This window comes from Planococcus sp. 11815, from assembly GCF_051096385.1.
GTDB classification, from domain to species: Bacteria; Bacillota; Bacilli; order Bacillales_A; family Planococcaceae; genus Planococcus; species Planococcus citreus.
Genome location: NZ_CP096991.1, coordinates 1 through 23,155 on the forward strand (window position 1 = coordinate 1; position 23,155 = coordinate 23,155).

Here is a 23,155-nt window from a genome sequence, read left to right on the forward strand (position 1 = left end):
TTGGAACACTTAGACGAAATTTGGTCGAGTGTCTTAGCCCAAGTCGAGAAAAGAATCTCCAAGCCCAGTTTTGAAACTTGGCTCAAATCTACCAAGCTCTTGTCCTATAAAGAAGATACTGTGACCATTTCAGCCCCAAATTCATTTGCGCGCGACTGGCTTGAAAACCATTATGTGCACTTGATCACCGGCATTTTGACAGATCTGACAGGGGACGAAGCGCTTATTAAATTTGTGGTGCCAAAAGATCAGGATATGGATGATTTCCAGCTTCCCGCTCCCCGTGTCAAACCGGGGCAGGCGGAGCAGCAAGAGTTTTTGCCGGGCATGCTGAACCCGAAATATACCTTTGACACATTCGTCATCGGTTCCGGCAACCGCTTTGCGCACGCTGCATCGCTGGCTGTCGCCGAAGCACCGGCAAAAGCTTATAACCCGCTTTTCATCTATGGAGGCGTAGGACTTGGCAAGACCCACCTTATGCACGCAATCGGACATTATGTCATTGAACACAACCCAGACGCCAAAGTGGTTTATTTGTCGTCGGAAAAATTCACCAACGAGTTCATCAACTCGATCCGTGACAACCAGACCGTCGATTTCCGCAATAAATACCGCAATGTCGATATTTTGCTCATTGACGATATTCAATTTTTAGCCGGAAAAGAGCAGACACAGGAAGAATTCTTCCATACATTCAATACGCTGCACGAAGAATCCAAGCAGATCATCATCTCGAGCGACCGGCCGCCAAAAGAGATCCCGACACTCGAAGACCGCTTAAGATCGCGCTTTGAATGGGGATTGATCACCGATATCACGCCGCCGGACTTGGAAACGCGGATTGCCATTTTGCGCAAAAAAGCCAAAGCGGACGGCCTGGACATCCCGAACGATGTCATGACCTATATCGCCAATTCAATCGATTCCAACATCCGCGAGCTCGAAGGCGCCTTGATCCGCGTCGTCGCTTATTCCTCCCTGATCAACCGGGACATGAGCGCAGAGCTTGCGGCAGAAGCCTTAAAAGACATCATGCCGAACTCCAAACCGAAAGTGATCACCATTTTGGACATCCAAAACGCAGTCGGCGAACAGTTCAACGTCAAATTGGATGATTTCAAAACGAAGCGCCGCACGAAGGATATTGCGTATCCACGTCAAATCGCGATGTATTTATCGCGCGAAATGACGGATTTCTCGTTGCCGAAAATCGGCGAGGAATTCGGCGGCCGCGATCACACGACGGTCATCCATGCGCACGAAAAGATCAACACGATGCTGAAAGAGAACCAGCAGCTTCAGCAGGATATTAAAGAAATTCGATCTGCACTCGGGAAATAAGGCTGTGGATAACCCCCGATTTTCTTAAGCAGTTTATGCACAGTTTGTCTACATGTGGATAAGCTGCTTTTATTGCTCATATCGGGCTTATCCACATATTCACAGCCCCTACTACTATTACTGTCTTTAAGTACTAATAACTAAAATATATATATAAGCGAGGTTCGAGAATGAAATTCGAGATAAAACGTGAGCGATTAGTTGAAGGTTTAAACGATGTAATGAAAGCAGTCAGTTCAAAAACAACGATTCCGATTTTGACTGGGATCAAGATGGATGTTTCTACAGAAGGAATGCGCTTAACAGGAAGTGACTCAGATATCACGATCCAAACTTTCATCCCAGCAGAAGAGGATGGAAAACAATTGATCGATGTCACTGAAGGCGGAAGCATCGTCCTTCAAGCAAAAGTATTCGGGGAAATCGTCCGCAAATTGCCGACTAATGAAGTCGAAATCGAAATCAACGGCAATTTCCAGACGCATATCCGTTCAGGAAAATCCGAATTCCACTTGATCGGGCTTGACGCAATGGATTATCCACAATTGCCGGATATCCAAGACGACCGCATTTTCACGATTCCAGCGGATTTGTTGAAAACCATCAATAGAGAAACGGTATTTGCCGTGTCCAGTTCTGAAACGCGCCCGGTACTTACTGGCGTTCATTGGGAAGTAAAAGACGGGGAGCTGGTTTGTGTTGCAACCGACAGCCACCGTTTGGCACGCCGCAAAACGAAACTCGAAACTTTACCGGAAGGGGAGTACAGCGTCATCATTCCAGGGAAAAGCTTGAATGAATTGAACAAAATCCTCGATGACACGTCCGATCCGGTTGAAATCGTCATGACCAACCAGCAAGTGTTGTTCAAATCCAAGCACATCTTGTTCTTTTCCCGTCTATTGGAAGGAAACTACCCGGATACATCACGCCTCATCCCGTCTGAATACAAAACGACGGTAACGGTAAACGGCCGTTCATTGCTTCAGGCAATCGACCGTGCGTCACTACTTGCGCGTGAAGAACGCAATAACGTCGTGCGCTTCTCTACAAACGAAGGCAGCGAAGTGGAAGTCTCCTCGAATTCCCCGGAAGTCGGGAAAGTCGAAGAGCAATTGCAGGCACAAAGCGTCGACGGCGAAGAGCTGAAGATTTCCTTCAGTGCGAAGTTCATGATGGATGCTTTGAAAGCGATCGATGGCCAAGATGTCGTTATCCAGTTCACTGGAGCGATGCGCCCATTCATTTTGAAATCGGCCTTGGATGACTCAATTCTTCAGTTGATTCTTCCTGTCCGGACATATTAATTAGCATCAAAACCCTCAGGATAGCCCATAAAGGCTATCCTTTTTACTTATGAGGGCAAATAGGGTAAAATAAAGGGATAGACTACGAATCGAAGGATGAGTGCATTTTGAAGGAAATCGGTATTGAGACAGAATTTATTACATTGGGACAGCTGCTTAAAATGACAGACACAATCAGTTCAGGCGGAATGGCCAAATGGTTTTTAAGCGAACATGAAGTATTCGTGAACGGAGAAGCGGAAGACCGCAGAGGGCGCAAATTGCGTCCGGAAGATACTGTGAACATACCGGGGACGGGGGAATTCCGCATCGTTGTCGCCGAAGGCATGAGCTTCGATGCGGATTGACAACCTCGAGTTAGTCAATTACCGCAACTATGAAACGCTTAAGCTCGACTTTTCGCCGGAGATCAACGTCTTTATCGGCGAGAACGCGCAAGGCAAAACCAATATCATGGAATCGCTCTATGTTTTATCGATGGCGAAATCCCACCGGACGAGCAATGACAAAGAATTGATACGCTGGGACGCGGAATATGGTAAAATTAAAGCTGATGTGCTCCGGAAATATGGCAAACTGCCGCTTGAAATCAGCTTTTCTAAAAAAGGCAAAAAAGCGAAAGTGAACCACCTGGAGCAGAGGCGGCTGAGCGATTATATCGGCCAATTGAACGTCGTCATGTTCGCTCCTGAAGACTTGCATTTAGTCAAAGGCAGCCCACAAGTCAGGCGCCGCTTCATCGATATGGAAATTGGCCAGATTTCACCGGTCTATCTCCACGATCTCGTCAATTACCAGAAGCTGTTGAAACAGCGCAACCATATATTGAAGCAGCATTACGGCAAACAAGCGATCAATGACGTCATGTTCGAGGTGTACACCGAACAATTCATTGAAGCTGCTGTAAAAATTATACAAAAAAGATTCCAGTTCATGGAATTGCTGCAAAAATGGGCAGAGCCGATTCACCACGGTATTTCCCGTGGGCTTGAAAAACTGGAAATCCGCTACCAGCCGATTAGTGGGTTGAAGCCCGAATGGACGCCTGCTGAAATGGCGTCCTTTTTAGAGCAAAAGCTGCAGGAAGTGAAAAAGCGGGAACTCGACCGTGGCGTAACGCTAGTCGGCCCGCACCGAGACGATCTGCAGTTCATCGTCAACGGCTATGACGTCCAGACTTACGGTTCACAGGGACAGCAGCGCACGACCGCCCTGTCTTTGAAGTTGGCGGAAATTGAGCTGATCAAGCAGGAAGTCGGCGAAGCGCCGGTTCTCTTGCTCGATGACGTGCTTTCTGAACTGGACGATTACCGACAATCGCATCTGCTCAACACTATCCGCGGCTCCGTGCAGACCTTTGTCACGACCACTAGTGTCGAAGGCATCCAGCACGAGACCATTCAAAGCGCCCGTCTTTTCGAAGTATCGAAAGGAACGGTCAAGGAGTGAACATATATGTATGTCCAGATCGGAGCATCCCAATTGATTGCCGTCACGGAAATCCTTGCGGTGGTCCATCATGAACAGTATGTCCACTCTGCTTTTACGCGGCTTTTAGTTCCGCCTGAAGCAGTGAAATCCTACGTCGTCACTGATGATTTCGTCTACGGGTCCCCTTATCGGCCCCAGGCACTTTTGAATAAAATTCAGCAAAACAGGTTATAACCGGTCAATGGAAATAATGAGTTGTAAGAAAGAGCAGGTGAACGGAATGGCTATGGAAGATACGAATCTTGAGCAATCTTATGGCGCCAATCAGATTCAGGTATTGGAAGGCTTAGAAGCGGTACGGAAACGGCCGGGCATGTATATCGGTTCTACGGGATCGAGAGGACTGCACCATTTAGTGTGGGAAATCGTGGATAACAGCATCGACGAAGCCCTTGCCGGCTATTGCGATGAAATCCGCGTCACAATCGAAAAAGACAATTGGATCCGCGTGGAAGATAACGGCCGCGGTATTCCAGTCGATATGCAAGAAAAAATGGGTCGTCCGGCTGTTGAAGTTATCATGACGGTTCTTCATGCCGGCGGTAAATTCGGCGGCGGCGGTTATAAAGTATCCGGCGGCCTCCACGGCGTTGGCGCATCAGTCGTCAATGCTTTGTCCGAGACAACGGAAGTTTATGTGCACCGGGACGGCAAGCGCCACTTCATTCAATTTGAGCGCGGCGCAGTCAAAAAAGAACTTGGCGTCATCGGCGAAGCCGACAAGACCGGCACAACGATCCGTTTTAAAGCGGACGGGGAGATCTTTAAAGAAACAACGGTTTATGAATTCGATATCCTGGATCACCGCCTCCGCGAGCTCGCCTATTTGAACCGCGGCTTGAAAATCGTGGTCGCTGATGAACGGGAAGGCTTGGAGCAGGAAAAGAAATACCACTATGAAGGTGGGATCAAATCCTACGTCGAGCATTTGAATAAATCGAAAGACCCGCTTCACGAAGAAGCGATTTTCGTCGAGTCGGAGCGGGACGGCATCAATGTCGAAGTCGCGATGCAATACAACGGCGGATTTGCGGCAAATATCTTTTCATTCGCGAACAATATCAGCACCCATGAAGGCGGAACGCACGAATCCGGCTTTAAAACGGCGTTGACGCGCGTCATTAACGATTACGGCCGCAAGAATGGCTTGTTAAAAGACGCTGAAGCGAACTTGACTGGTGAAGACGTAAGGGAAGGATTGACGGCGATCATTTCCGTTAAGCATCCGGACCCTCAATTCGAAGGCCAGACCAAGACAAAGCTCGGCAATACTGAAGTATCGACCATCGTCAATAATTTATTCTCTAACGGATTTGAACGCTTCTTGCTGGAAAATCCATCAACCGCCAAGAAAATCATCGAAAAGGGCATCATGGCTTCCCATGCCCGGATGGCGGCTAAAAAAGCACGCGAATTCACGCGCCGTAAATCGGTCCTTGAAGTATCAAGTTTGCCAGGTAAACTCGCAGACTGTTCTTCGCGCGACCCGAAAATCAGCGAAATCTACATCGTAGAGGGCGATTCAGCGGGCGGATCCGCAAAATCCGGCCGAGATCGCCACTTCCAAGCGATTTTGCCCTTGCGCGGAAAAATCCTCAATGTAGAAAAAGCTCGTCTAGATAAAATTCTTGTAAACGCAGAGATCCGCAATATCATTACCGCACTCGGAACCGGCATCGGTGAAGAGTTCAATCTTGATAAAGCGCGTTACCATAAAGTCGTCATCATGACCGATGCCGATGTCGATGGCGCCCATATCCGGACCTTACTGCTGACTTTCCTATTCCGCTACATGCGTCCATTGATCGAAGCGGGCTATATTTATATCGCACAGCCGCCTCTATTCCAGATTAAACAAGGCAAGCATGTCGATTATGTTTATTCGGATGCGCAGCTGAAAGAAGCATTGGCAAAACTTCCGGGATCGCCTAAGCCGCACGTTCAGCGCTATAAAGGGCTCGGCGAGATGAATGCCACTCAATTATGGGATACGACGATGGATCCTGATTTCCGTACCTTGCTGCAAGTCACGCTTGAAGACGCGATGACAGCGGATGAGACCTTCCATATGTTAATGGGGGACGACGTGGAACCGCGCCGCAATTTCATTGAAGAAAACGCTAGTTATGTGAAGAACTTGGATGTATAACGCAACAAGAGTTGAGAGGAGGCTGCGGATATGGCGGAACGGCCAGGCAGCGGAGTAGAAGAAATAAATATCAGCACGGAGATGCGCACATCATTCCTTGACTATGCAATGAGTGTCATCGTTTCACGTGCGTTGCCAGATGTCCGGGACGGCTTGAAGCCGGTGCATCGGCGTATTTTATATGCCATGCATGACCTCGGGATCACAGCGGATAAAGGCTATAAAAAGTCAGCACGTATTGTCGGTGACGTAATCGGTAAATATCACCCGCACGGTGATAGCGCAGTTTATGAAACGATGGTACGGATGGCTCAGGATTTCAGCTATCGCTATATGCTCGTCGACGGCCACGGGAACTTCGGTTCTGTCGATGGCGACGCAGCAGCAGCAATGCGCTACACAGAATCCAAAATGTCAAAAATTTCCATGGAACTTTTGCGTGATTTAAATAAAAACACGGTTGATTACAAGGAAAACTATGACGGTCAGGAAAAAGAACCGATTGTCCTCCCAAGTAGATTCCCGAACTTGCTTGTCAACGGGACTTCCGGAATCGCGGTCGGGATGGCTACCAATATCCCACCTCATAATCTGGGCGAGACGATCGATGCGGTTCTGGCTTTGGCTGAAAATCCGGCTATTACGACAGAAGAATTGCTTGAGTTCCTTCCAGGGCCCGATTTCCCGACCGGAGGCATCATCCTCGGACGGAGCGGCATCCGCCGTGCTTACGAAACCGGAAAAGGTTCGGTGTTGATCCGTGCGGTCGTTGAAATCGAAACGAAGCCGAACGGCAAGGAAGTAATCCTCATCCACGAACTTCCTTATCAAGTCAATAAAGCGCGTCTGATCGAGAAAATCGCAGAATTGGTGCGCGATAAAAAAATCGACGGTATTACCGACTTGCGCGACGAATCCGACCGTAACGGAATGCGCGTCGTCATCGAAGTGCGCAGAGACGCGAGTGCTAATGTCCTATTGAACAATTTGTACAAACAGACAGCGATGCAGACAAGCTTCGGCATCAATATGCTCGCGCTCGTCGACGGCCAACCGAAAGTTCTTGGCTTGAAAGATGTTCTTTATCATTACCTGGAGCATCAGAAAGTCATTATCCGCCGCCGCACAGAATTTGACCTGCAAAAAGCGGAAGACCGCGCGCATATTCTTGAAGGCTTGCGCATCGCACTAGATCATATCGATGCCATCATTGCTTTGATCCGTGGGTCGCAAACGACTGAAGAAGCACGCAACGGTTTGATGAATGATTTCAATTTGTCCGAGCGTCAATCCCAAGCCATCTTGGACATGCGCCTTCAACGTTTGACCGGTCTCGAACGGGATAAGATTGAAGAGGAATACCAAGGGCTCATCGCACTCATCAACGAGTTGCGTGCAATTCTTGCGGACGAATCGAAGATCCTCGAGATCATCCGTGAAGAAATCCTTGAAATCAAAGAGCGCTTCAACGATCCCCGCAGAACGGAAATCACTGTTGGCGGCTCTGAGATGATCGAAGATGAAGACCTTATCCCACGTGAAGCTTCCGTATTGACGCTCACGCACAACGGCTACATCAAACGTTTGCCTGCCAATACGTACCGCAGCCAGAAACGTGGCGGACGTGGTGTACAAGGAATGGGAACCAACGATGATGATTTCGTTGAACATCTTCTATATACATCAACACACGATACGATCCTATTCTTCACAAGTGAAGGGAAAGTCTATCGCAAGAAAGGCTATCAGGTTCCTGAGTACGGCCGGACTGCGAAAGGTTTGCCATTAGTGAACTTATTGGAAATCGGCAAAAACGAAAAAGTAACAGCCGTGATCCGTGTTGAAGAATTCAGAGAAGATGATTTCTTCTTCTTCACTACACGCGGTGGCCTGAGCAAGCGGACTCCGGTGAGCAACTATGCGAATATCCGACAAAACGGGTTAATTGCCATCAACTTGCGTGAAGACGATGAATTGATTTCAGTCAAGATGACTGACGGCAACAAAGAAATTGTTATCGGAACCCGTGATGGTGCATTGATCCGATTCCCAGAGACGGATATCCGCAGTATGGGACGCGCAGCAAGCGGTGTCCGGGGCATCCGTCTACGTGAAGGCGATCAAGTCGTCGGGATGGAGACATTAGAGACGGATGATAAAATCCTGGTCATCACGGAAAATGGTTATGGCAAGCGAACAAAAGAATCCGAATACCGTGTCCAATCCAGAGGCGGTATGGGAATCAAGACCTGCCACATTACAGAAAAGAACGGGCCGCTAGTAGCTGTCCGTGCTGTAAATGGAACAGAAGACATCATGCTGATTACACAACATGGCGTGCTGATTCGTATGGATGTAGAAGATATTTCAACGACTGGAAGAAACACGCAAGGGGTCCGATTGATCCGTCTTGGAGACGAAGAGGTTGTGGCTACCGTTACCAAAGTGAAAAAAGATTTGGATGATGCAGAAGCAGCAGAAGTTGATGAAGAGACAGAACCAGTTTCAGAAGATAACGTAGAAGCACTCATCGAAGAAAGTGTAGAAGCAGATGTCTATACAGAGGATGAGGTTGTTGAAGATGAAACGGCGGATAGTATAGAAGAAGATCCGAAAGAAGAGTAATTTTGTAAGAGCTTGCCGATGGTTCGGCAAGCTCTTTTCTTTCTATTGAGAAAGAAAATTTCAGAAAGGAAAAGTTTTTTCTTAAAACTGTTGACGTGAATAATAAGGCGTGGTATATTTATCAAGTCGCCAAAACAAGGCGCACAACATGAACCTTGAAAACTGAACAGCAAAACGTCAACAATACAGTCGCGAGTGATCGCGGCAAACGTACTGATCAGCTTCGGCAGATCAAGCGAATCGCGCGTCTTTCGGGACGGCGATACGCCAGCAACTATTGAGCAATCAATACTACTCTATAATGGAGAGTTTGATCCTGGCTCAGGACGAACGCTGGCGGCGTGCCTAATACATGCAAGTCGAGCGGAGATAGTGGAGCTTGCTCCATTATCTTAGCGGCGGACGGGTGAGTAACACGTGGGCAACCTGCCCTGCAGATCGGGATAACTCCGGGAAACCGGTGCTAATACCGAATAGTTTGCGGCCTCTCATGAGGCTGCACGGAAAGACGGTTTCGGCTGTCACTGCAGGATGGGCCCGCGGCGCATTAGCTAGTTGGTGAGGTAACGGCTCACCAAGGCCACGATGCGTAGCCGACCTGAGAGGGTGATCGGCCACACTGGGACTGAGACACGGCCCAGACTCCTACGGGAGGCAGCAGTAGGGAATCTTCCGCAATGGACGAAAGTCTGACGGAGCAACGCCGCGTGAGTGAAGAAGGTTTTCGGATCGTAAAACTCTGTTGTGAGGGAAGAACAAGTACCAAGTAACTACTGGTACCTTGACGGTACCTCACCAGAAAGCCACGGCTAACTACGTGCCAGCAGCCGCGGTAATACGTAGGTGGCAAGCGTTGTCCGGAATTATTGGGCGTAAAGCGCGCGCAGGCGGTCCTTTAAGTCTGATGTGAAAGCCCACGGCTCAACCGTGGAGGGTCATTGGAAACTGGGGGACTTGAGTGCAGAAGAGGAAAGTGGAATTCCACGTGTAGCGGTGAAATGCGTAGAGATGTGGAGGAACACCAGTGGCGAAGGCGACTTTCTGGTCTGTAACTGACGCTGAGGCGCGAAAGCGTGGGGAGCAAACAGGATTAGATACCCTGGTAGTCCACGCCGTAAACGATGAGTGCTAAGTGTTAGGGGGTTTCCGCCCCTTAGTGCTGCAGCTAACGCATTAAGCACTCCGCCTGGGGAGTACGGCCGCAAGGCTGAAACTCAAAGGAATTGACGGGGGCCCGCACAAGCGGTGGAGCATGTGGTTTAATTCGAAGCAACGCGAAGAACCTTACCAGGTCTTGACATCCCGCTGACCGCCTAGGAGACTAGGCTTTCCCTTCGGGGACAGCGGTGACAGGTGGTGCATGGTTGTCGTCAGCTCGTGTCGTGAGATGTTGGGTTAAGTCCCGCAACGAGCGCAACCCTTGATCTTAGTTGCCAGCATTCAGTTGGGCACTCTAAGGTGACTGCCGGTGACAAACCGGAGGAAGGTGGGGATGACGTCAAATCATCATGCCCCTTATGACCTGGGCTACACACGTGCTACAATGGACGGTACAAAGGGCTGCAAACCCGCGAGGGGGAGCCAATCCCAGAAAACCGTTCTCAGTTCGGATTGCAGGCTGCAACTCGCCTGCATGAAGCCGGAATCGCTAGTAATCGCGGATCAGCATGCCGCGGTGAATACGTTCCCGGGCCTTGTACACACCGCCCGTCACACCACGAGAGTTTGTAACACCCGAAGTCGGTGGGGTAACCCTTACGGGAGCCAGCCGCCGAAGGTGGGACAGATGATTGGGGTGAAGTCGTAACAAGGTAGCCGTATCGGAAGGTGCGGCTGGATCACCTCCTTTCTAAGGATAATATCGGAACCGATTCTCACGAATCGGGTTGACGTTTTGCGTTCAGTTTTGAAGGTTCACTCCGCAAGGATTGACTTTCAAACTTGTTCTTTGAAAACTGGATAGATCGACATTGATTAAGAAACAAGCATCAAGTAGCGTGATCGCTTTGCGATCAACTTATTTTTTTTGACCATTCAGTGGTTAAGTTAATAAGGGCGCACGGTGGATGCCTTGGCACTAGGAGCCGAAGAAGGACGGCACTAACACCGATATGCCTCGGGGAGCTGTAAGTGAGCTGTGATCCGGGGATTTCCGAATGGGGAAACCCACTGTTCGTAATGGAGCAGTATCCATGTGTGAATACATAGCACATGAGAAGGCAGACTCAGGGAACTGAAACATCTAAGTACCTGAAGGAAGAGAAAGCAAATGCGATTCCCCAAGTAGCGGCGAGCGAAACGGGATCAGCCCAAACCAGAAGGCTTGCCTTCTGGGGTTGTAGGACACTCTATACGGAGTTACAAAGGAACGGATTAAGCGAAGCGACCTGGAACGGTCCGCAAGATAGGGTAATAGCCCCGTAGCTGAAAGTTCGTTCCCTCCAGAGTGGATCCTGAGTACGGCGGAACACGAGAAATTCCGTCGGAATCCGGGAGGACCATCTCCCAAGGCTAAATACTCCCTAGTGACCGATAGTGAACCAGTACCGTGAGGGAAAGGTGAAAAGCACCCCGGAAGGGGAGTGAAATAGATCCTGAAACCGTGTGCCTACAAGTAGTTAGAGCCCGTTAATGGGTGATAGCGTGCCTTTTGTAGAATGAACCGGCGAGTTACGATTGCATGCAAGGTTAAGGTGAGAAGCCGGAGCCGCAGCGAAAGCGAGTCTGAATAGGGCGAGTGAGTATGCAGTTGTAGACCCGAAACCAGGTGATCTACCCATGTCCAGGGTGAAGGTAAGGTAACACTTACTGGAGGCCCGAACCCACGCACGTTGAAAAGTGCGGGGATGAGGTGTGGGTAGCGGAGAAATTCCAATCGAACCTGGAGATAGCTGGTTCTCTCCGAAATAGCTTTAGGGCTAGCCTCAAGAAGAGAATCCTGGAGGTAGAGCACTGTTTGGACTAGGGGCCCATCCCGGGTTACCGAATTCAGACAAACTCCGAATGCCAGTGATTTATGCTTGGGAGTCAGACTGCGAGTGATAAGATCCGTAGTCAAGAGGGAAACAGCCCAGACCACCAGCTAAGGTCCCCAAATATCCGTTAAGTGGAAAAGGATGTGGCGTTGCTTAGACAACCAGGATGTTGGCTTAGAAGCAGCCATCATTTAAAGAGTGCGTAATAGCTCACTGGTCGAGTGACACTGCGCCGAAAATGTACCGGGGCTAAACGGATTACCGAAGCTGTGGATGGACATCGTAGATGTCCGTGGTAGGAGAGCGTTCTAAGGGCGTTGAAGTCAGACCGGAAGGACTGGTGGAGCGCTTAGAAGTGAGAATGCCGGTATGAGTAACGAAAGACGGGTGAGAATCCCGTCCACCGAATGCCTAAGGTTTCCTGAGGAAGGCTCGTCCGCTCAGGGTTAGTCGGGACCTAAGTCGAGGCCGATAGGCGTAGACGATGGACAACAGGTTGATATTCCTGTACCACCTCCCCGCCGTTTGAGTAATGGGGGGACGCAGAAGGATAGGGTGAGCGTGCCGTTGGTTGTGCACGTCCAAGTTGTGAGATGAGAAACGAGGCAAATCCCGTTTCTATGTACATCAAGCAGTGATGGCAAGAGGTTTAACCTCAGAGTCCCTGATTTCACACTGCCAAGAAAAGCCTCTAGCGAGGCGGGAGGTGCCCGTACCGCAAACCGACACAGGTAGGCGAGAAGAGAATTCTAAGGTGAGCGAGTGAACTCTCGTTAAGGAACTCGGCAAAATGACCCCGTAACTTCGGGAGAAGGGGTGCTCTGGTAGGGTGAATAGCCCGAGAGAGCCGCAGTGAATAGGCCCAGGCGACTGTTTAGCAAAAACACAGGTCTCTGCAAAACCGTAAGGTGACGTATAGGGGCTGACGCCTGCCCGGTGCTGGAAGGTTAAGGGGAGTGCTTAGCGCAAGCGAAGGTGCGAACCGAAGCCCCAGTAAACGGCGGCCGTAACTATAACGGTCCTAAGGTAGCGAAATTCCTTGTCGGGTAAGTTCCGACCCGCACGAAAGGCGTAACGATCTGGGCACTGTCTCAACGAGAGACTCGGTGAAATTATAGTACCTGTGAAGATGCAGGTTACCCGCGACAGGACGGAAAGACCCCGTGGAGCTTTACTGTAGCCTGATATTGAATTTTGGTGCAACTTGTACAGGATAGGTAGGAGCCAGAGAACCCGGAGCGCCAGCTTCGGGGGAGGCGTCGGTGGGATACTACCCTGGTTGTATTGAACTTCTAACCCACAAGCCTTAGCGGCTTGGGAGACAGTGTCAGGCGGGCAGTTTGACTGGGGCGGTCGCCTCCTAAAGAGTAACGGAGGCGCTCAAAGGTTCCCTCAGAATGGTTGGAAATCATTCGCAGAGTGTAAAGGCACAAGGGAGCTTGACTGCGAGACGGACAGGTCGAGCAGGGTCGAAAGACGGACTTAGTGATCCGGTGGTTCCGCATGGAAGGGCCATCGCTCAACGGATAAAAGCTACCCCGGGGATAACAGGCTTATCTCCCCCAAGAGTCCACATCGACGGGGAGGTTTGGCACCTCGATGTCGGCTCATCGCATCCTGGGGCTGTAGTCGGTCCCAAGGGTTGGGCTGTTCGCCCATTAAAGCGGTACGCGAGCTGGGTTCAGAACGTCGTGAGACAGTTCGGTCCCTATCCGTCGCGGGCGCAGGAAATTTGAGAGGAGCTGTCCTTAGTACGAGAGGACCGGGATGGACACACCGCTGGTGTACCAGTTGTTCTGCCAAGAGCATCGCTGGGTAGCTATGTGTGGCCGGGATAAGTGCTGAAAGCATCTAAGCACGAAGCCCCCCTCAAGATGAGATTTCCCATTGCGCAAGCAAGTAAGATCCCTCAAAGACGATGAGGTAGATAGGTTCGGGGTGGAAGCGTGGCGACACGTGCAGCTGACGAATACTAATCGATCGAGGACTTAACCAACAAACTGAAACGCAAGTTTCCCCAATGTCGATTTATCCAGTTTTGAGCGAACAAGCTCAAGAGTCCAGTGATGATGGCAAAGAGGCCACACCCGTTCCCATCCCGAACACGGAAGTTAAGCTCTTTTGCGCCGATGGTAGTTGGGGGTTTCCCCCTGTGAGAGTAGGACGTCGCTGGGCAAGTAGAAAGGCCGTTACCGGTTCATTCCGGTAGCGGTCTTTTTTGTATGAAAGTTTTTCTTATTTCTTGTGAAGATAGTTTTTCAAAGGTAGGCTAAAGATAAGGAGAGGTGGAATGAAGATGAGTAATTTATATACTTATGAAGTAAAGCAAGCGGATGGCAACATGGAACAACTAGAAAATTTTAAGGGGAAGCCATTGGTTATTGTCAACACGGCAAGCAAATGCGGGCTAACTCCGCAGTTTGAGGGTTTACAGCATCTGTATGAGAAATATAAAGATCAAGGTTTAGAAATTCTCGGGTTTCCTAGCGGTCAATTCAATGATCAGGAATTCCACACGCAAAAGGAAACACAGGAGTTTTGTCGTAAGAATTACGGAGTGAGCTTTCCCGTCTTTTCTAAAATAGACGTAAATGGAGAACTTGCTGATCCACTTTTTAAGTATTTGACTTCCTGGGGTACAAATGACGTAAGTGAAGAGATTAAATGGAACTTTACTAAGTTTCTAATTGATCGCCAAGGAACTATTATTCAACGTTACGAACCTCAAGTTGAACCGGAACAAATGGAGAAAGATATACAGAAAATTTTATGATCCATTAGTCGGAATAGTTTTACTTTTGTCAGTTTCTTGACACCCCCTGAAACCGCTGATAACCTTACAATAATATTCAAAAGGAAGCAGGAGGCGTGTCAATTATGTGGGAATCAAAATTTCTTAAAGAAGGGTTAACCTTCGATGATGTATTGCTAGTGCCAGCTCATTCAGAAGTGTTGCCGAAGGATATTGATTTGTCAGTTGAACTGACGCCGAAAATCAAGTTGAACATTCCAATTATTAGTGCTGGGATGGACACTGTGACGGAAGCAAAAATGGCTATTTCAATGGCGCGTCAAGGCGGTCTTGGAGTCATTCATAAAAACATGAGCATTGAAGAGCAGGCTGAACAAGTAGTGACTGTCAAACGTTCGGAAAATGGAGTCATTACAGATCCTTTCTACCTGACTCCTCAACATCAGGTATATGATGCTGAACATTTGATGGGTAAATACCGTATTTCAGGTGTACCGATTGTACAGAGCGAAGATGACCTGACTTTAGTGGGTATCATTACAAACCGCGATCTCCGCTTTATCCAGGACTACTCTTTAGAGATTAAAGATGTAATGACAAAAGAGAAATTAGTAACTGCTCCTGTTGGAACGACTCTAGAAGATGCAGAGAAGATTCTCCAACAATATAAGATCGAGAAATTGCCGATTGTGGACCAAAATGGCATGCTAAAAGGTCTCATTACCATTAAAGACATTGAGAAAGTGATTGAGTTCCCGATTGCTGCAAAAGACGAACAGGGACGTTTGCTTGCTGGCGCTGCTGTTGGGGTTACCTCAGATACAATGAAGCGTGTCGAACAGCTAGTAAAAGCTCATGTGGATGTTATTGTTATTGATACGGCTCATGGCCATTCAGCAGGCGTACTGAACATGGTCAGCCAAATCCGTGAAGCATACCCTGAACTGACGATTGTGGCAGGGAATGTGGCTACTGCAAGTGGAACGAAAGCTTTGATTGAAGCTGGTGCTGATATCGTAAAAGTGGGCATTGGACCAGGTTCTATTTGTACGACACGCGTTGTTGCCGGTGTAGGAGTTCCGCAAATTACAGCGGTTTACGATTGCGCTACAGAAGCTCGCAAACACGGCAAGTCCATCATTGCAGACGGCGGCATTAAGTTCTCTGGAGATATCATCAAAGCGCTGGCAGCAGGCGGACATGTTGTCATGCTAGGCAGCTTGCTTGCAGGAACTACTGAAAGTCCAGGAGATACTGAAATCTTCCAGGGACGCCGCTTCAAAACTTATCGCGGCATGGGTTCAATTGCTTCTATGGAAAAAGGTTCGAAAGACCGTTATTTCCAAGATGAAGCAAAAAAATTGGTGCCAGAAGGAATTGAAGGGCGCTTGCCTTATAAAGGGCCGCTTACGGATACGATCCATCAATTGCTTGGAGGCATTCGCGCAGGCATGGGCTATTGTGGAACAAAAGACTTGCGGTCACTTCGTGAAGACGCACAGTTTATCCGCATGACCGGTGCTGGGTTAATCGAAAGCCACCCGCATGACGTACAAATTACAAAAGAATCACCGAATTATTCAATGTAAGATCAGACGCCTCCCTAGGTATTCCTAGGGAGGTATTTTTCGTTTTGCTTCCAGAGAATATGCTAAAATAGCAGAAGGAATGAATTGATGGAGGACAATCGAGTGAAAAGTTTAGTGAAATGGGTTCAAGTATTAATGATAATGGCTGTAGTTCTCATGATCGTGATGCCGAATCGCGTGCAGGCGGAAGAAACTGTTCCTGTATTGGCGGATGCAGCGATTGTGGTAGATTCAGAGACCGGACAGATTTTATACGGACAAAATGATAAAGCCGTGCTTGGCATCGCTTCTATGAGCAAAATGATGAGTGAATACCTCTTGTTTGAAGCGATCGAGGAAGGTGTCGTCAGTTGGGACGATGAATATGAAGTGACAGATTATAGCCACCGGATTTCGCAGGATTTACGCTTGAGCAATGTGCCACTGCGCCGGGATGGTTCCTATACAATGAAAGAGTTATATGAAGCAATGGCAATTTATTCGGCAAATGCAGCGACGATTGGCATTGCCGAAACGATTGCGGGTACTGAGAAAGAGTTCGTCCAAATGATGAATGATAAGGCGAAGGAAATGGGTATTGAAGATGCACATTTCGTCAATTCAACTGGCCTTAATAATTCATTTCTATTGGGCATGCACCCTGAGGGGACGGGAGAAGATGAAGAAAATACGATGTCTGCCCGTTCGGTTGCCATACTGACTAAAGCCTTGCTGGATGATTACCCCGAAATTCTGGATACTGCTAAAATTCCGGAATTGATGTTCCGGAAAGGAACGCCTGACCAGATCCGCATGGTCAATTGGAATACGATGCTTCCTGGGATGGACCATGAGTATGACGGAATGGATGGATTGAAAACAGGTACGACAGATTTTGCGGGCCATTCCTTCGCAGGAACTGCCAAACGTGACGGAATACGGTTGATTGCGGTAGTGATGAAAGCGGTCGATGCTGAAGGGGAGGGTTCCTACGATGCGCGTTTTAACGCAACGCGTGCATTGTTGGATTACGGCTTTGGATTTCAAGAAACGGAGATCATGAAAGCAGGTCAACAGTTTATGGGGCAGGAATCCCTCCCTGTAGCGAAAGGTGAAAAAGATCACGTCGCGGTCGCGGTTAAAGAACCGGTTCGTTTGCTGGTCCCATCCGCTCAGCAAGAAGCATACCGGACTGAGCTTGAATTAACAGCAGGAGCACCACTTGAGGCAGCTGTAGAGGAAGGCCAACTTGTAGGTAAGGTAAGAGTTTTGGATTCTGAAAACAATGAAGTGGAGTACTTGAAAGGCGAAAAGCCCGCTGCGGATGTAGCAGCGACAGAAACGGTAGAGCGCGCCAATTGGTTTGCCATTTCCATGAAAAGTGCTGCGGATTTCATTAAGGGGTTATTTTGAGAAAAACCAGCTCATCTTTTAGCAGATGAGCTGGTTTTTGTTATATTCCAGCATGCCATCAATTGGGTGATGCCTTGCTGGATTTCGCTTTCATCTAAACCTCCAAAACCGAGAACGATTTTTGATGAAGCCGATTTTCGCTTAAGCAGGTCGTAATTCTGCATCGCGAATACACGGATTCCGGCATCACTTGCCAAGGAAACTAAGTTTTGTTCCGTGCGTTCGGTATCGATGGTCAACACGACATGCATGCCTGCTTGCTCGCCGGAAACAGTCACTAGTGGTTGATAAGGGACAAGTGCTTGTGTCAGACATTCGAGCTTTTTCCGGTACAGTTTGCGCATGCGGTTTAAATGTCTGGAGAAATGGCCTTTTTGCATGAATGTCGCGACGATTTGTTGGTCGATGCGTGGCACGGTGGACGTGTAATGCAAAAAGGTCTTTCGGTAGGCGTTCAACAGCCTTGGCGGCAGCACGAGATAGGCAATGCGCAACGAGGGCATGATTGATTTGGAGAAAGTACTGATATAGATGACCCGACCGCCGACGTCCATGCTTTGGAGGGCAGGAATCGGCTGGCTCGTGTAGCGGAATTCACTGTCGTAATCGTCTTCGATGATATAGCGTTCGGGACTTGCGGCTGCCCAGTTCAATAGCTGTGCGCGGCGTGTGGCGCTTAAAATCGAGCCTGTCGGGAATTGGTGGGACGGGGTGACGTAGGCGATGTCGACGCCGGTTTTGTCGAGTTCCTGCACATCGATGCCGTCTTCATCGACTGCAATCGGGAAGGCCTGTCTGTCATCGTGTTCGAAAATGCTATGGGTTAAGGCATATCCAGGGTTTTCAAAGCCGAAGCTCAAGTTTTTATCGAAGAGCCGGATCAGCAATGGCATCAATTGTTCGGTCCCGGATCCGACGATGATTTGTTCGGGTTTGCACACGACACCGCGGGATTGGTATAAATAACGGGCGATTTCAGCGCGCAGCGACTCGTCTCCCTGCGGATGGCCAGCGAGCAGGAGTTCATGGTTTTCTTCATCGATCACTTCGCGTGCCGTTTTGCGCCATGTCGGGAATGGGAATGAACGGGTATCGATGCGCGCTGGGTTAAAGTCATATACATAAGTGGGTTTTGGTACATCGCGGATAGCTGTTTCTTCTTGAGGCAGATCCAAATAAGCCAGTTCTTCCACCGGCATCGTGAAAAATCCTTTTCGAGGGCGTGGTTCAATAAAACCTTCTGCGACTAATTGGGAATAGGCCAGTTCGACGGTGGTCTGGCTGATCTGCAGATAATCCGCCAGTTTGCGCTTGCTCGGCAGCTTGGTATCGACCGCAATTTTACCGGCCGTGATGGCGGTGCGGATTTCTCGATAAAGCTGCTTATATAGTGGTGTGGTTGATTGTTTTTGTAATTGGAACATGAGCATATCCATTGGGGTTCCTCCAACTGACCTTTTAAATTAACGTAAACTGAGTCTTTTTATATGGTCACAGTTTATTATACTGGAAACAACCAACAAAAGGGAGGAATTTTCAGATGAGTGAAAAAGGCACAGATCGAGTGAAGCGTGGAATGGCAGAAATGCAAAAAGGCGGCGTTATCATGGACGTGGTCAATGCAGAACAGGCGAAAATTGCAGAAGCGGCAGGGGCGACGGCTGTCATGGCGCTTGAGCGCGTTCCATCCGATATCCGCAAAGAAGGCGGCGTTGCCCGTATGGCGGACCCGCGCATCACGGAAGAAGTGATGAATGCCGTATCAATTCCGGTCATGGCAAAAGCGCGTATCGGCCACATTACAGAAGCACGCGTGCTAGAAGCGATGGGCGTCGATTATATCGACGAAAGCGAAGTGCTGACACCGGCGGATGAGGAATTTCACTTGCTGAAAAATGATTACACGGTGCCGTTCGTCTGTGGCTGCCGCAATATCGGGGAAGCGGCACGACGCATCGGAGAAGGGGCATCGATGCTGCGCACGAAAGGCGAACCGGGCACAGGAAATATCGTCGAAGCAGTGCGCCATTTGCGCCAAGTGAATGCCGAAGTGCGCAATATTGTTGCAATGGGCGAAGACGAACTGATGACAGCCGCGAGAGACTTAGGTGCGTCTTATGATTTTTTGAGAGAAGTGAAATTGCTCGGCCGTTTGCCGGTCGTCAACTTTGCTGCAGGGGGCATCGCGACGCCAGCGGATGCAGCGCTCATGATGGAACTTGGGGCGGATGGCGTTTTTGTCGGATCCGGCATCTTTAAATCCGACCAGCCGGAACGTTTTGCGCGTGCCATCGTAGAAGCGACGGCTCATTATCAGGATTATGCGTTGATCGCGAAACTGTCGAAAGATCTTGGGCCGGCAATGAAAGGCTTGGAAATGGCGACAATCGGTGCGGCGGACCGCATGCAGGAAAGAAGCTGGTAATTATGAAAATCGGTGTATTGGCACTGCAAGGAGCGGTGCGTGAACATGTACAGGCGATTCAGGCATGCGGCGCGGAAGCTGTCGTGGTGAAGAAAGCAGCTGAGTTGGCGGAACTTGATGGGTTGGTGCTGCCGGGAGGCGAAAGCACGGCGATGCGCCGTTTAATTGACCGTGCGGAGTTGATGGAACCATTAAGAGAATTTGCTGATTCTGGAAAGCCGATGTTCGGCACTTGTGCAGGGCTCGTGCTGCTGGCAAAAGAAATTGATGGGCATGAAGCTGCGCATCTCGGTGTCATGGACATGACCGTGGCGCGCAATTCATTCGGCAGGCAAGTGGACAGTTTTGAAGCGGATCTGGATATTGTGGGAATTGACGCGCCGTTTCCAGCAGTGTTTATCCGTGCGCCGCATATCGTGCGTGCTAGTAAGGATGTGGAAGTCTTGTGTGAATATGAAGGGCGCATTGTGTTGGCTCGGAGCGGGCCGTTCCTTGGCTGTTCATTCCATCCGGAACTGACCGGTGACCACCGGCTGATGCAGCTGTTTTTGGACATGGTGGAAAACAGGGAACTCTTGCCAACCGCAGCGCACTATAGTAAAATATGAATAATTTCAAAGAAGAAACGTTGATGGGAATAGTAAAGCGCAGTTTTTCTAGAAGAGAGCCGGTGGTTGGTGCAAACCGGCGTCAAACGCGTTTGAATCCACCCCGGAGTTGCATGGCGATGAGCCAGTGCCGGTTTTAATGCCGTTATGTGATGAAGAGGATTGGCCTTTTGCCGATCAATCAGGGTGGCAACGCGGGTAGCTCTCGTCCCTTTACCAGGGGACGGGGGCTATTTTTGCGTTGTTTTTTCTTATTTGACGAATACTTAAGGAGGAATTTCTATGTTGGATATCCGTTTTGTACGGGAAAATTTTGAACAAGTGAAAACGAAGCTCGGAAAGCGCGGGGAAGACATTTCCGTACTCGATGATTTCGGGGCGCTCGACCAGAAGCGTCGTGAACTGATCGTCCAGACCGAGAAATTGAAAGCGGAGCGCAACGAAGCGTCCCAGCAGATCGCTGTCATGAAGCGCAACAAGGAAAATGCGGACGAGGCGATCGCGAAAACACGCGAAGTCGGCGACCAGATCAAAGCGATCGACGATGAGCTGCGCGAAGTGGAAGAAAAACTTGACTACATCATGATGCGCGTGCCGAACATTCCGCACGACAGCGTGCCGTTCGGCGATTCTGAAGACGATAATGAAGAAATCCGTACATGGGGCGAAAAGCCGGAGTTTGGCTTTGAAGCGAAGCCGCATTGGGACATCGCGACCGATTTGAACATCGTCGATTTCGAGCGTGCCGCGAAAGTGACGGGCAGCCGTTTCGTGTTCTACCGCGGGCTTGGCGCACGCCTTGAGCGTGCACTCATCAATTTCATGATGGACCTTCACCAGGAGGAGCATGGCTACGAGGAAATGCTGCCGCCATATATGGTCAACCGCGAAAGCTTGACGGGCACCGGGCAATTGCCGAAATTCGAGGAAGATGCGTTCTTGATCGAGAAGGAAGATTATTTCCTCATCCCGACTTCTGAAGTGCCGGTGACGAACTTCTACCGTGATGATATTTTAACGGCGGATATGCTGCCGCAAGCTTTCGCTTCTTACAGCGCGAATTTCCGCTCTGAAGCGGGTTCTGCAGGACGCGATACGCGTGGCTTGATCCGTCAGCATCAATTCAATAAAGTTGAGCTGGTGCGCTTTGTGAAACCGGAAGATTCTTATGACGAGCTTGAGAAACTGACGGGCCATGCAGAAAAAGTGTTGCAGCTGTTGGGCCTTCCATACCGCGTCTTGAAGATGTGCACGGCAGACCTTGGCTTTACTGCAGCGAAGAAGTACGATATTGAAGTATGGATTCCGACGCAGGAGACGTACCGTGAAATTTCTTCTTGCTCAAACTTTGAAGATTTCCAGGCGCGCCGCGCGAACATCAAGTTCCGCCGCGAAGCGAAAGGCAAGCCGGAATTCGTCCATACGCTAAACGGCAGCGGACTCGCTGTCGGGCGGACTGTGGCGGCATTGCTTGAGAACTACCAGCAGGAAGATGGCTCTGTTGCCATTCCTGAAGTCTTGCAACCTTATATGGGCGGAAAAACGACGATCCGCTGAACGAAAAGACCCGAATGGATTTCGGGTCTTTTTTTTTGCAGTAAACGGGTAAACAATAAGAAACGTGAAAGGAGCGGTTCAAATGCAAGAAGTGGAATTTCACTTGATTGAAACCAATGGCATTCGCCTGCACGCAGCGGTAGCAGGACCGGAAGATGGGGAACTTGTGGTATTGCTTCACGGATTTCCGGAATTTTCCTATGGCTTCCATCACCAAATGGAAGAATTGGCCGCCTCGGGTTATCGAGTCGTCGTACCGGATCAGCGCGGCTATCATTTGAGCGATAAGCCGGAACAAATAGAAGACTACACGATTAATAAGCTAAGCGATGATATTGCCGGTTTGATTGAAGCATTCGGGGAAACTTCGGCGATTGTGATCGGCCATGATTGGGGAGGGGCGGTCGCCTGGCATTTGGCAGCAAGCAAGCCGGAATATGTTAAAAAGCTGATCGCTATCAATATTCCCCATCCGACAGCCATGCCACGTGTTTTCATGAAAAACCCGCTGCAATGGCTGAAAAGTTCATACATGGCGTTTTTCCAGCTCCCGGAAGTGCCGGAGAAGCTGATGGCTGCAAACGATTTTGAATCGATGAAACAGGCGATGAAAGGGACTGCAAGGCCGGATGCATTCACAGACCAAGAACTTGAACGGTACAAAGATGCGTGGAGCCAGCCAGGCGCTTTAACGGGCATGCTCAATTGGTACCGGGCAATCCGAAAAGGGAGTCTCCTGCAAATGCCAAAAGCCCCGCTGCGCATGTCGGTGCGCATCATCTGGGGTCTCGGCGACCAGTTTCTGTCGCCGATGCTTGCAACTGAAAGCTTGAAATTCTGTGAGAACGCCGAACTTGTTTGGGTCGGCGAGGCGACGCATTGGGTGCATCATGAGCAGCCGGAGATTGTGAATCGGTTGATTAAGGAATTTTTGACATAGA

The 23,155-nt window shown here is 49.4% G+C and carries 15 protein-coding genes, 3 rRNA genes and 1 other annotated feature; of the genes, 17 read left to right on the forward strand and 1 reads right to left on the reverse strand.

Annotated features, from left to right (window positions below; all coding sequences use genetic code 11):
• From dnaA to M1Q06_RS00065, 13 genes are all read left to right on the forward strand, one after another.
• Complete coding sequence (dnaA, locus tag M1Q06_RS00005; RefSeq protein ID WP_058382267.1) at positions 1–1,344, forward strand: chromosomal replication initiator protein DnaA; 1,344 nt, start codon at positions 1–3, stop codon at positions 1,342–1,344.
• A 170-nt stretch (positions 1,345–1,514) separates the two neighbouring features.
• A complete protein-coding gene (gene dnaN / locus M1Q06_RS00010; protein ID WP_434400855.1) occupies positions 1,515–2,651 on the forward strand; it encodes a DNA polymerase III subunit beta in 1,137 nt (378 codons plus the stop codon).
• Positions 2,652–2,758: 107 nt separating this feature from the next.
• The gene (gene yaaA, locus M1Q06_RS00015) at positions 2,759–2,998 is read left to right on the forward strand and encodes a S4 domain-containing protein YaaA (RefSeq protein ID WP_058382265.1); all 240 of its coding nucleotides are present in this window, start codon (positions 2,759–2,761) and stop codon (positions 2,996–2,998) included.
• Complete coding sequence (gene recF / locus M1Q06_RS00020; protein WP_121299407.1) at positions 2,988–4,100, forward strand: DNA replication/repair protein RecF; 1,113 nt, start codon at positions 2,988–2,990, stop codon at positions 4,098–4,100. Before yaaA ends, recF begins: the two co-directional genes overlap by 11 nt.
• A 6-nt stretch (positions 4,101–4,106) precedes the next feature.
• The gene (locus M1Q06_RS00025) at positions 4,107–4,316 is read left to right on the forward strand and encodes a hypothetical protein (RefSeq protein WP_121299409.1); all 210 of its coding nucleotides are present in this window, start codon (positions 4,107–4,109) and stop codon (positions 4,314–4,316) included.
• A 46-nt stretch (positions 4,317–4,362) separates the two neighbouring features.
• Positions 4,363–6,291 carry a DNA topoisomerase (ATP-hydrolyzing) subunit B gene (gene gyrB / locus M1Q06_RS00030; protein WP_058382262.1) on the forward strand — a complete coding sequence of 643 codons (1,929 nt, stop codon included), beginning with the start codon at positions 4,363–4,365 and terminating at the stop codon, positions 6,289–6,291.
• Between the two features lie 30 nt (positions 6,292–6,321).
• On the forward strand, positions 6,322–8,916 hold the full coding sequence (gyrA, locus tag M1Q06_RS00035; protein ID WP_434400857.1) for a DNA gyrase subunit A: 2,595 nt from the start codon (positions 6,322–6,324) through the stop codon (positions 8,914–8,916).
• A 298-nt stretch (positions 8,917–9,214) separates the two neighbouring features.
• Positions 9,215–10,765 (forward strand): 16S ribosomal RNA (locus M1Q06_RS00040).
• A gap of 190 nt (positions 10,766–10,955) precedes the next feature.
• A 23S ribosomal RNA gene (locus tag M1Q06_RS00045) occupies positions 10,956–13,887 on the forward strand.
• A 63-nt stretch (positions 13,888–13,950) separates the two neighbouring features.
• A 5S ribosomal RNA gene (rrf, locus tag M1Q06_RS00050) occupies positions 13,951–14,066 on the forward strand.
• The 16S, 23S and 5S rRNA genes sit together here, the layout of an rRNA operon.
• 115 nt (positions 14,067–14,181) lie before the next feature.
• Positions 14,182–14,664 (forward strand): glutathione peroxidase, encoded by a 483-nt coding sequence (locus M1Q06_RS00055; RefSeq protein WP_434400859.1) that lies wholly within the window; start codon positions 14,182–14,184, stop codon positions 14,662–14,664.
• Positions 14,665–14,768: 104 nt separating this feature from the next.
• Positions 14,769–16,232, forward strand: coding sequence for an IMP dehydrogenase (gene guaB, locus M1Q06_RS00060; protein WP_372870023.1), 1,464 nt, complete (start codon positions 14,769–14,771; stop codon positions 16,230–16,232).
• A 102-nt stretch (positions 16,233–16,334) separates the two neighbouring features.
• Positions 16,335–17,624, forward strand: a complete 1,290-nt coding sequence (locus M1Q06_RS00065; RefSeq protein ID WP_244201663.1) for a D-alanyl-D-alanine carboxypeptidase family protein — start codon at positions 16,335–16,337, stop codon at positions 17,622–17,624.
• An 11-nt stretch (positions 17,625–17,635) separates the two neighbouring features.
• On the opposite strand, the gene M1Q06_RS00070 is transcribed toward M1Q06_RS00065, so the two are convergent.
• On the reverse strand, positions 17,636–19,060 hold the full coding sequence (locus M1Q06_RS00070) for a PLP-dependent aminotransferase family protein (RefSeq protein ID WP_434400862.1): 1,425 nt from the start codon (positions 19,058–19,060) through the stop codon (positions 17,636–17,638).
• 104 nt (positions 19,061–19,164) lie between these two features.
• Here M1Q06_RS00070 and pdxS point away from each other — a divergent pair, with 104 nt between their 5' ends.
• From pdxS to M1Q06_RS00090, 4 genes are all read left to right on the forward strand, one after another.
• Positions 19,165–20,049 carry a pyridoxal 5'-phosphate synthase lyase subunit PdxS gene (gene pdxS / locus M1Q06_RS00075; protein WP_434400864.1) on the forward strand — a complete coding sequence of 295 codons (885 nt, stop codon included), beginning with the start codon at positions 19,165–19,167 and terminating at the stop codon, positions 20,047–20,049.
• 2 nt (positions 20,050–20,051) lie between these two features.
• Positions 20,052–20,657, forward strand: coding sequence for a pyridoxal 5'-phosphate synthase glutaminase subunit PdxT (gene pdxT / locus M1Q06_RS00080; RefSeq protein WP_434400866.1), 606 nt, complete (start codon positions 20,052–20,054; stop codon positions 20,655–20,657).
• An 11-nt stretch (positions 20,658–20,668) separates the two neighbouring features.
• Positions 20,669–20,873 (forward strand) — a binding site (T-box leader).
• Positions 20,874–20,939: 66 nt separating this feature from the next.
• Positions 20,940–22,214 carry a serine--tRNA ligase gene (gene serS / locus M1Q06_RS00085; protein WP_121301403.1) on the forward strand — a complete coding sequence of 425 codons (1,275 nt, stop codon included), beginning with the start codon at positions 20,940–20,942 and terminating at the stop codon, positions 22,212–22,214.
• A gap of 82 nt (positions 22,215–22,296) precedes the next feature.
• Positions 22,297–23,154 (forward strand): alpha/beta fold hydrolase, encoded by an 858-nt coding sequence (locus M1Q06_RS00090; protein WP_434400868.1) that lies wholly within the window; start codon positions 22,297–22,299, stop codon positions 23,152–23,154.
• Position 23,155: the final 1 nt, after the last annotated feature.

Bases quoted from the DNA above. Each gene is read 5' to 3' on its own strand.
- dnaN (WP_434400855.1), top strand. From the start codon at position 1,515: ATGAAATTCGAGATAAAACGTGAGCGATTAGTTGAAGGTTTAAACGAT.
- recF (WP_121299407.1), top strand. From the start codon at position 2,988: ATGCGGATTGACAACCTCGAGTTAGTCAATTACCGCAACTATGAAACG.
- M1Q06_RS00025 (WP_121299409.1), top strand. From the start codon at position 4,107: ATGTATGTCCAGATCGGAGCATCCCAATTGATTGCCGTCACGGAAATC.
- gyrB (WP_058382262.1), top strand. From the start codon at position 4,363: ATGGCTATGGAAGATACGAATCTTGAGCAATCTTATGGCGCCAATCAG.
- gyrA (WP_434400857.1), top strand. From the start codon at position 6,322: ATGGCGGAACGGCCAGGCAGCGGAGTAGAAGAAATAAATATCAGCACG.
- M1Q06_RS00055 (WP_434400859.1), top strand. From the start codon at position 14,182: ATGAAGATGAGTAATTTATATACTTATGAAGTAAAGCAAGCGGATGGC.
- guaB (WP_372870023.1), top strand. From the start codon at position 14,769: ATGTGGGAATCAAAATTTCTTAAAGAAGGGTTAACCTTCGATGATGTA.
- M1Q06_RS00070 (WP_434400862.1), bottom strand. From the start codon at position 19,060: ATGGATATGCTCATGTTCCAATTACAAAAACAATCAACCACACCACTA.
- pdxS (WP_434400864.1), top strand. From the start codon at position 19,165: ATGAGTGAAAAAGGCACAGATCGAGTGAAGCGTGGAATGGCAGAAATG.
- pdxT (WP_434400866.1), top strand. From the start codon at position 20,052: ATGAAAATCGGTGTATTGGCACTGCAAGGAGCGGTGCGTGAACATGTA.
- serS (WP_121301403.1), top strand. From the start codon at position 20,940: ATGTTGGATATCCGTTTTGTACGGGAAAATTTTGAACAAGTGAAAACG.
- M1Q06_RS00090 (WP_434400868.1), top strand. From the start codon at position 22,297: ATGCAAGAAGTGGAATTTCACTTGATTGAAACCAATGGCATTCGCCTG.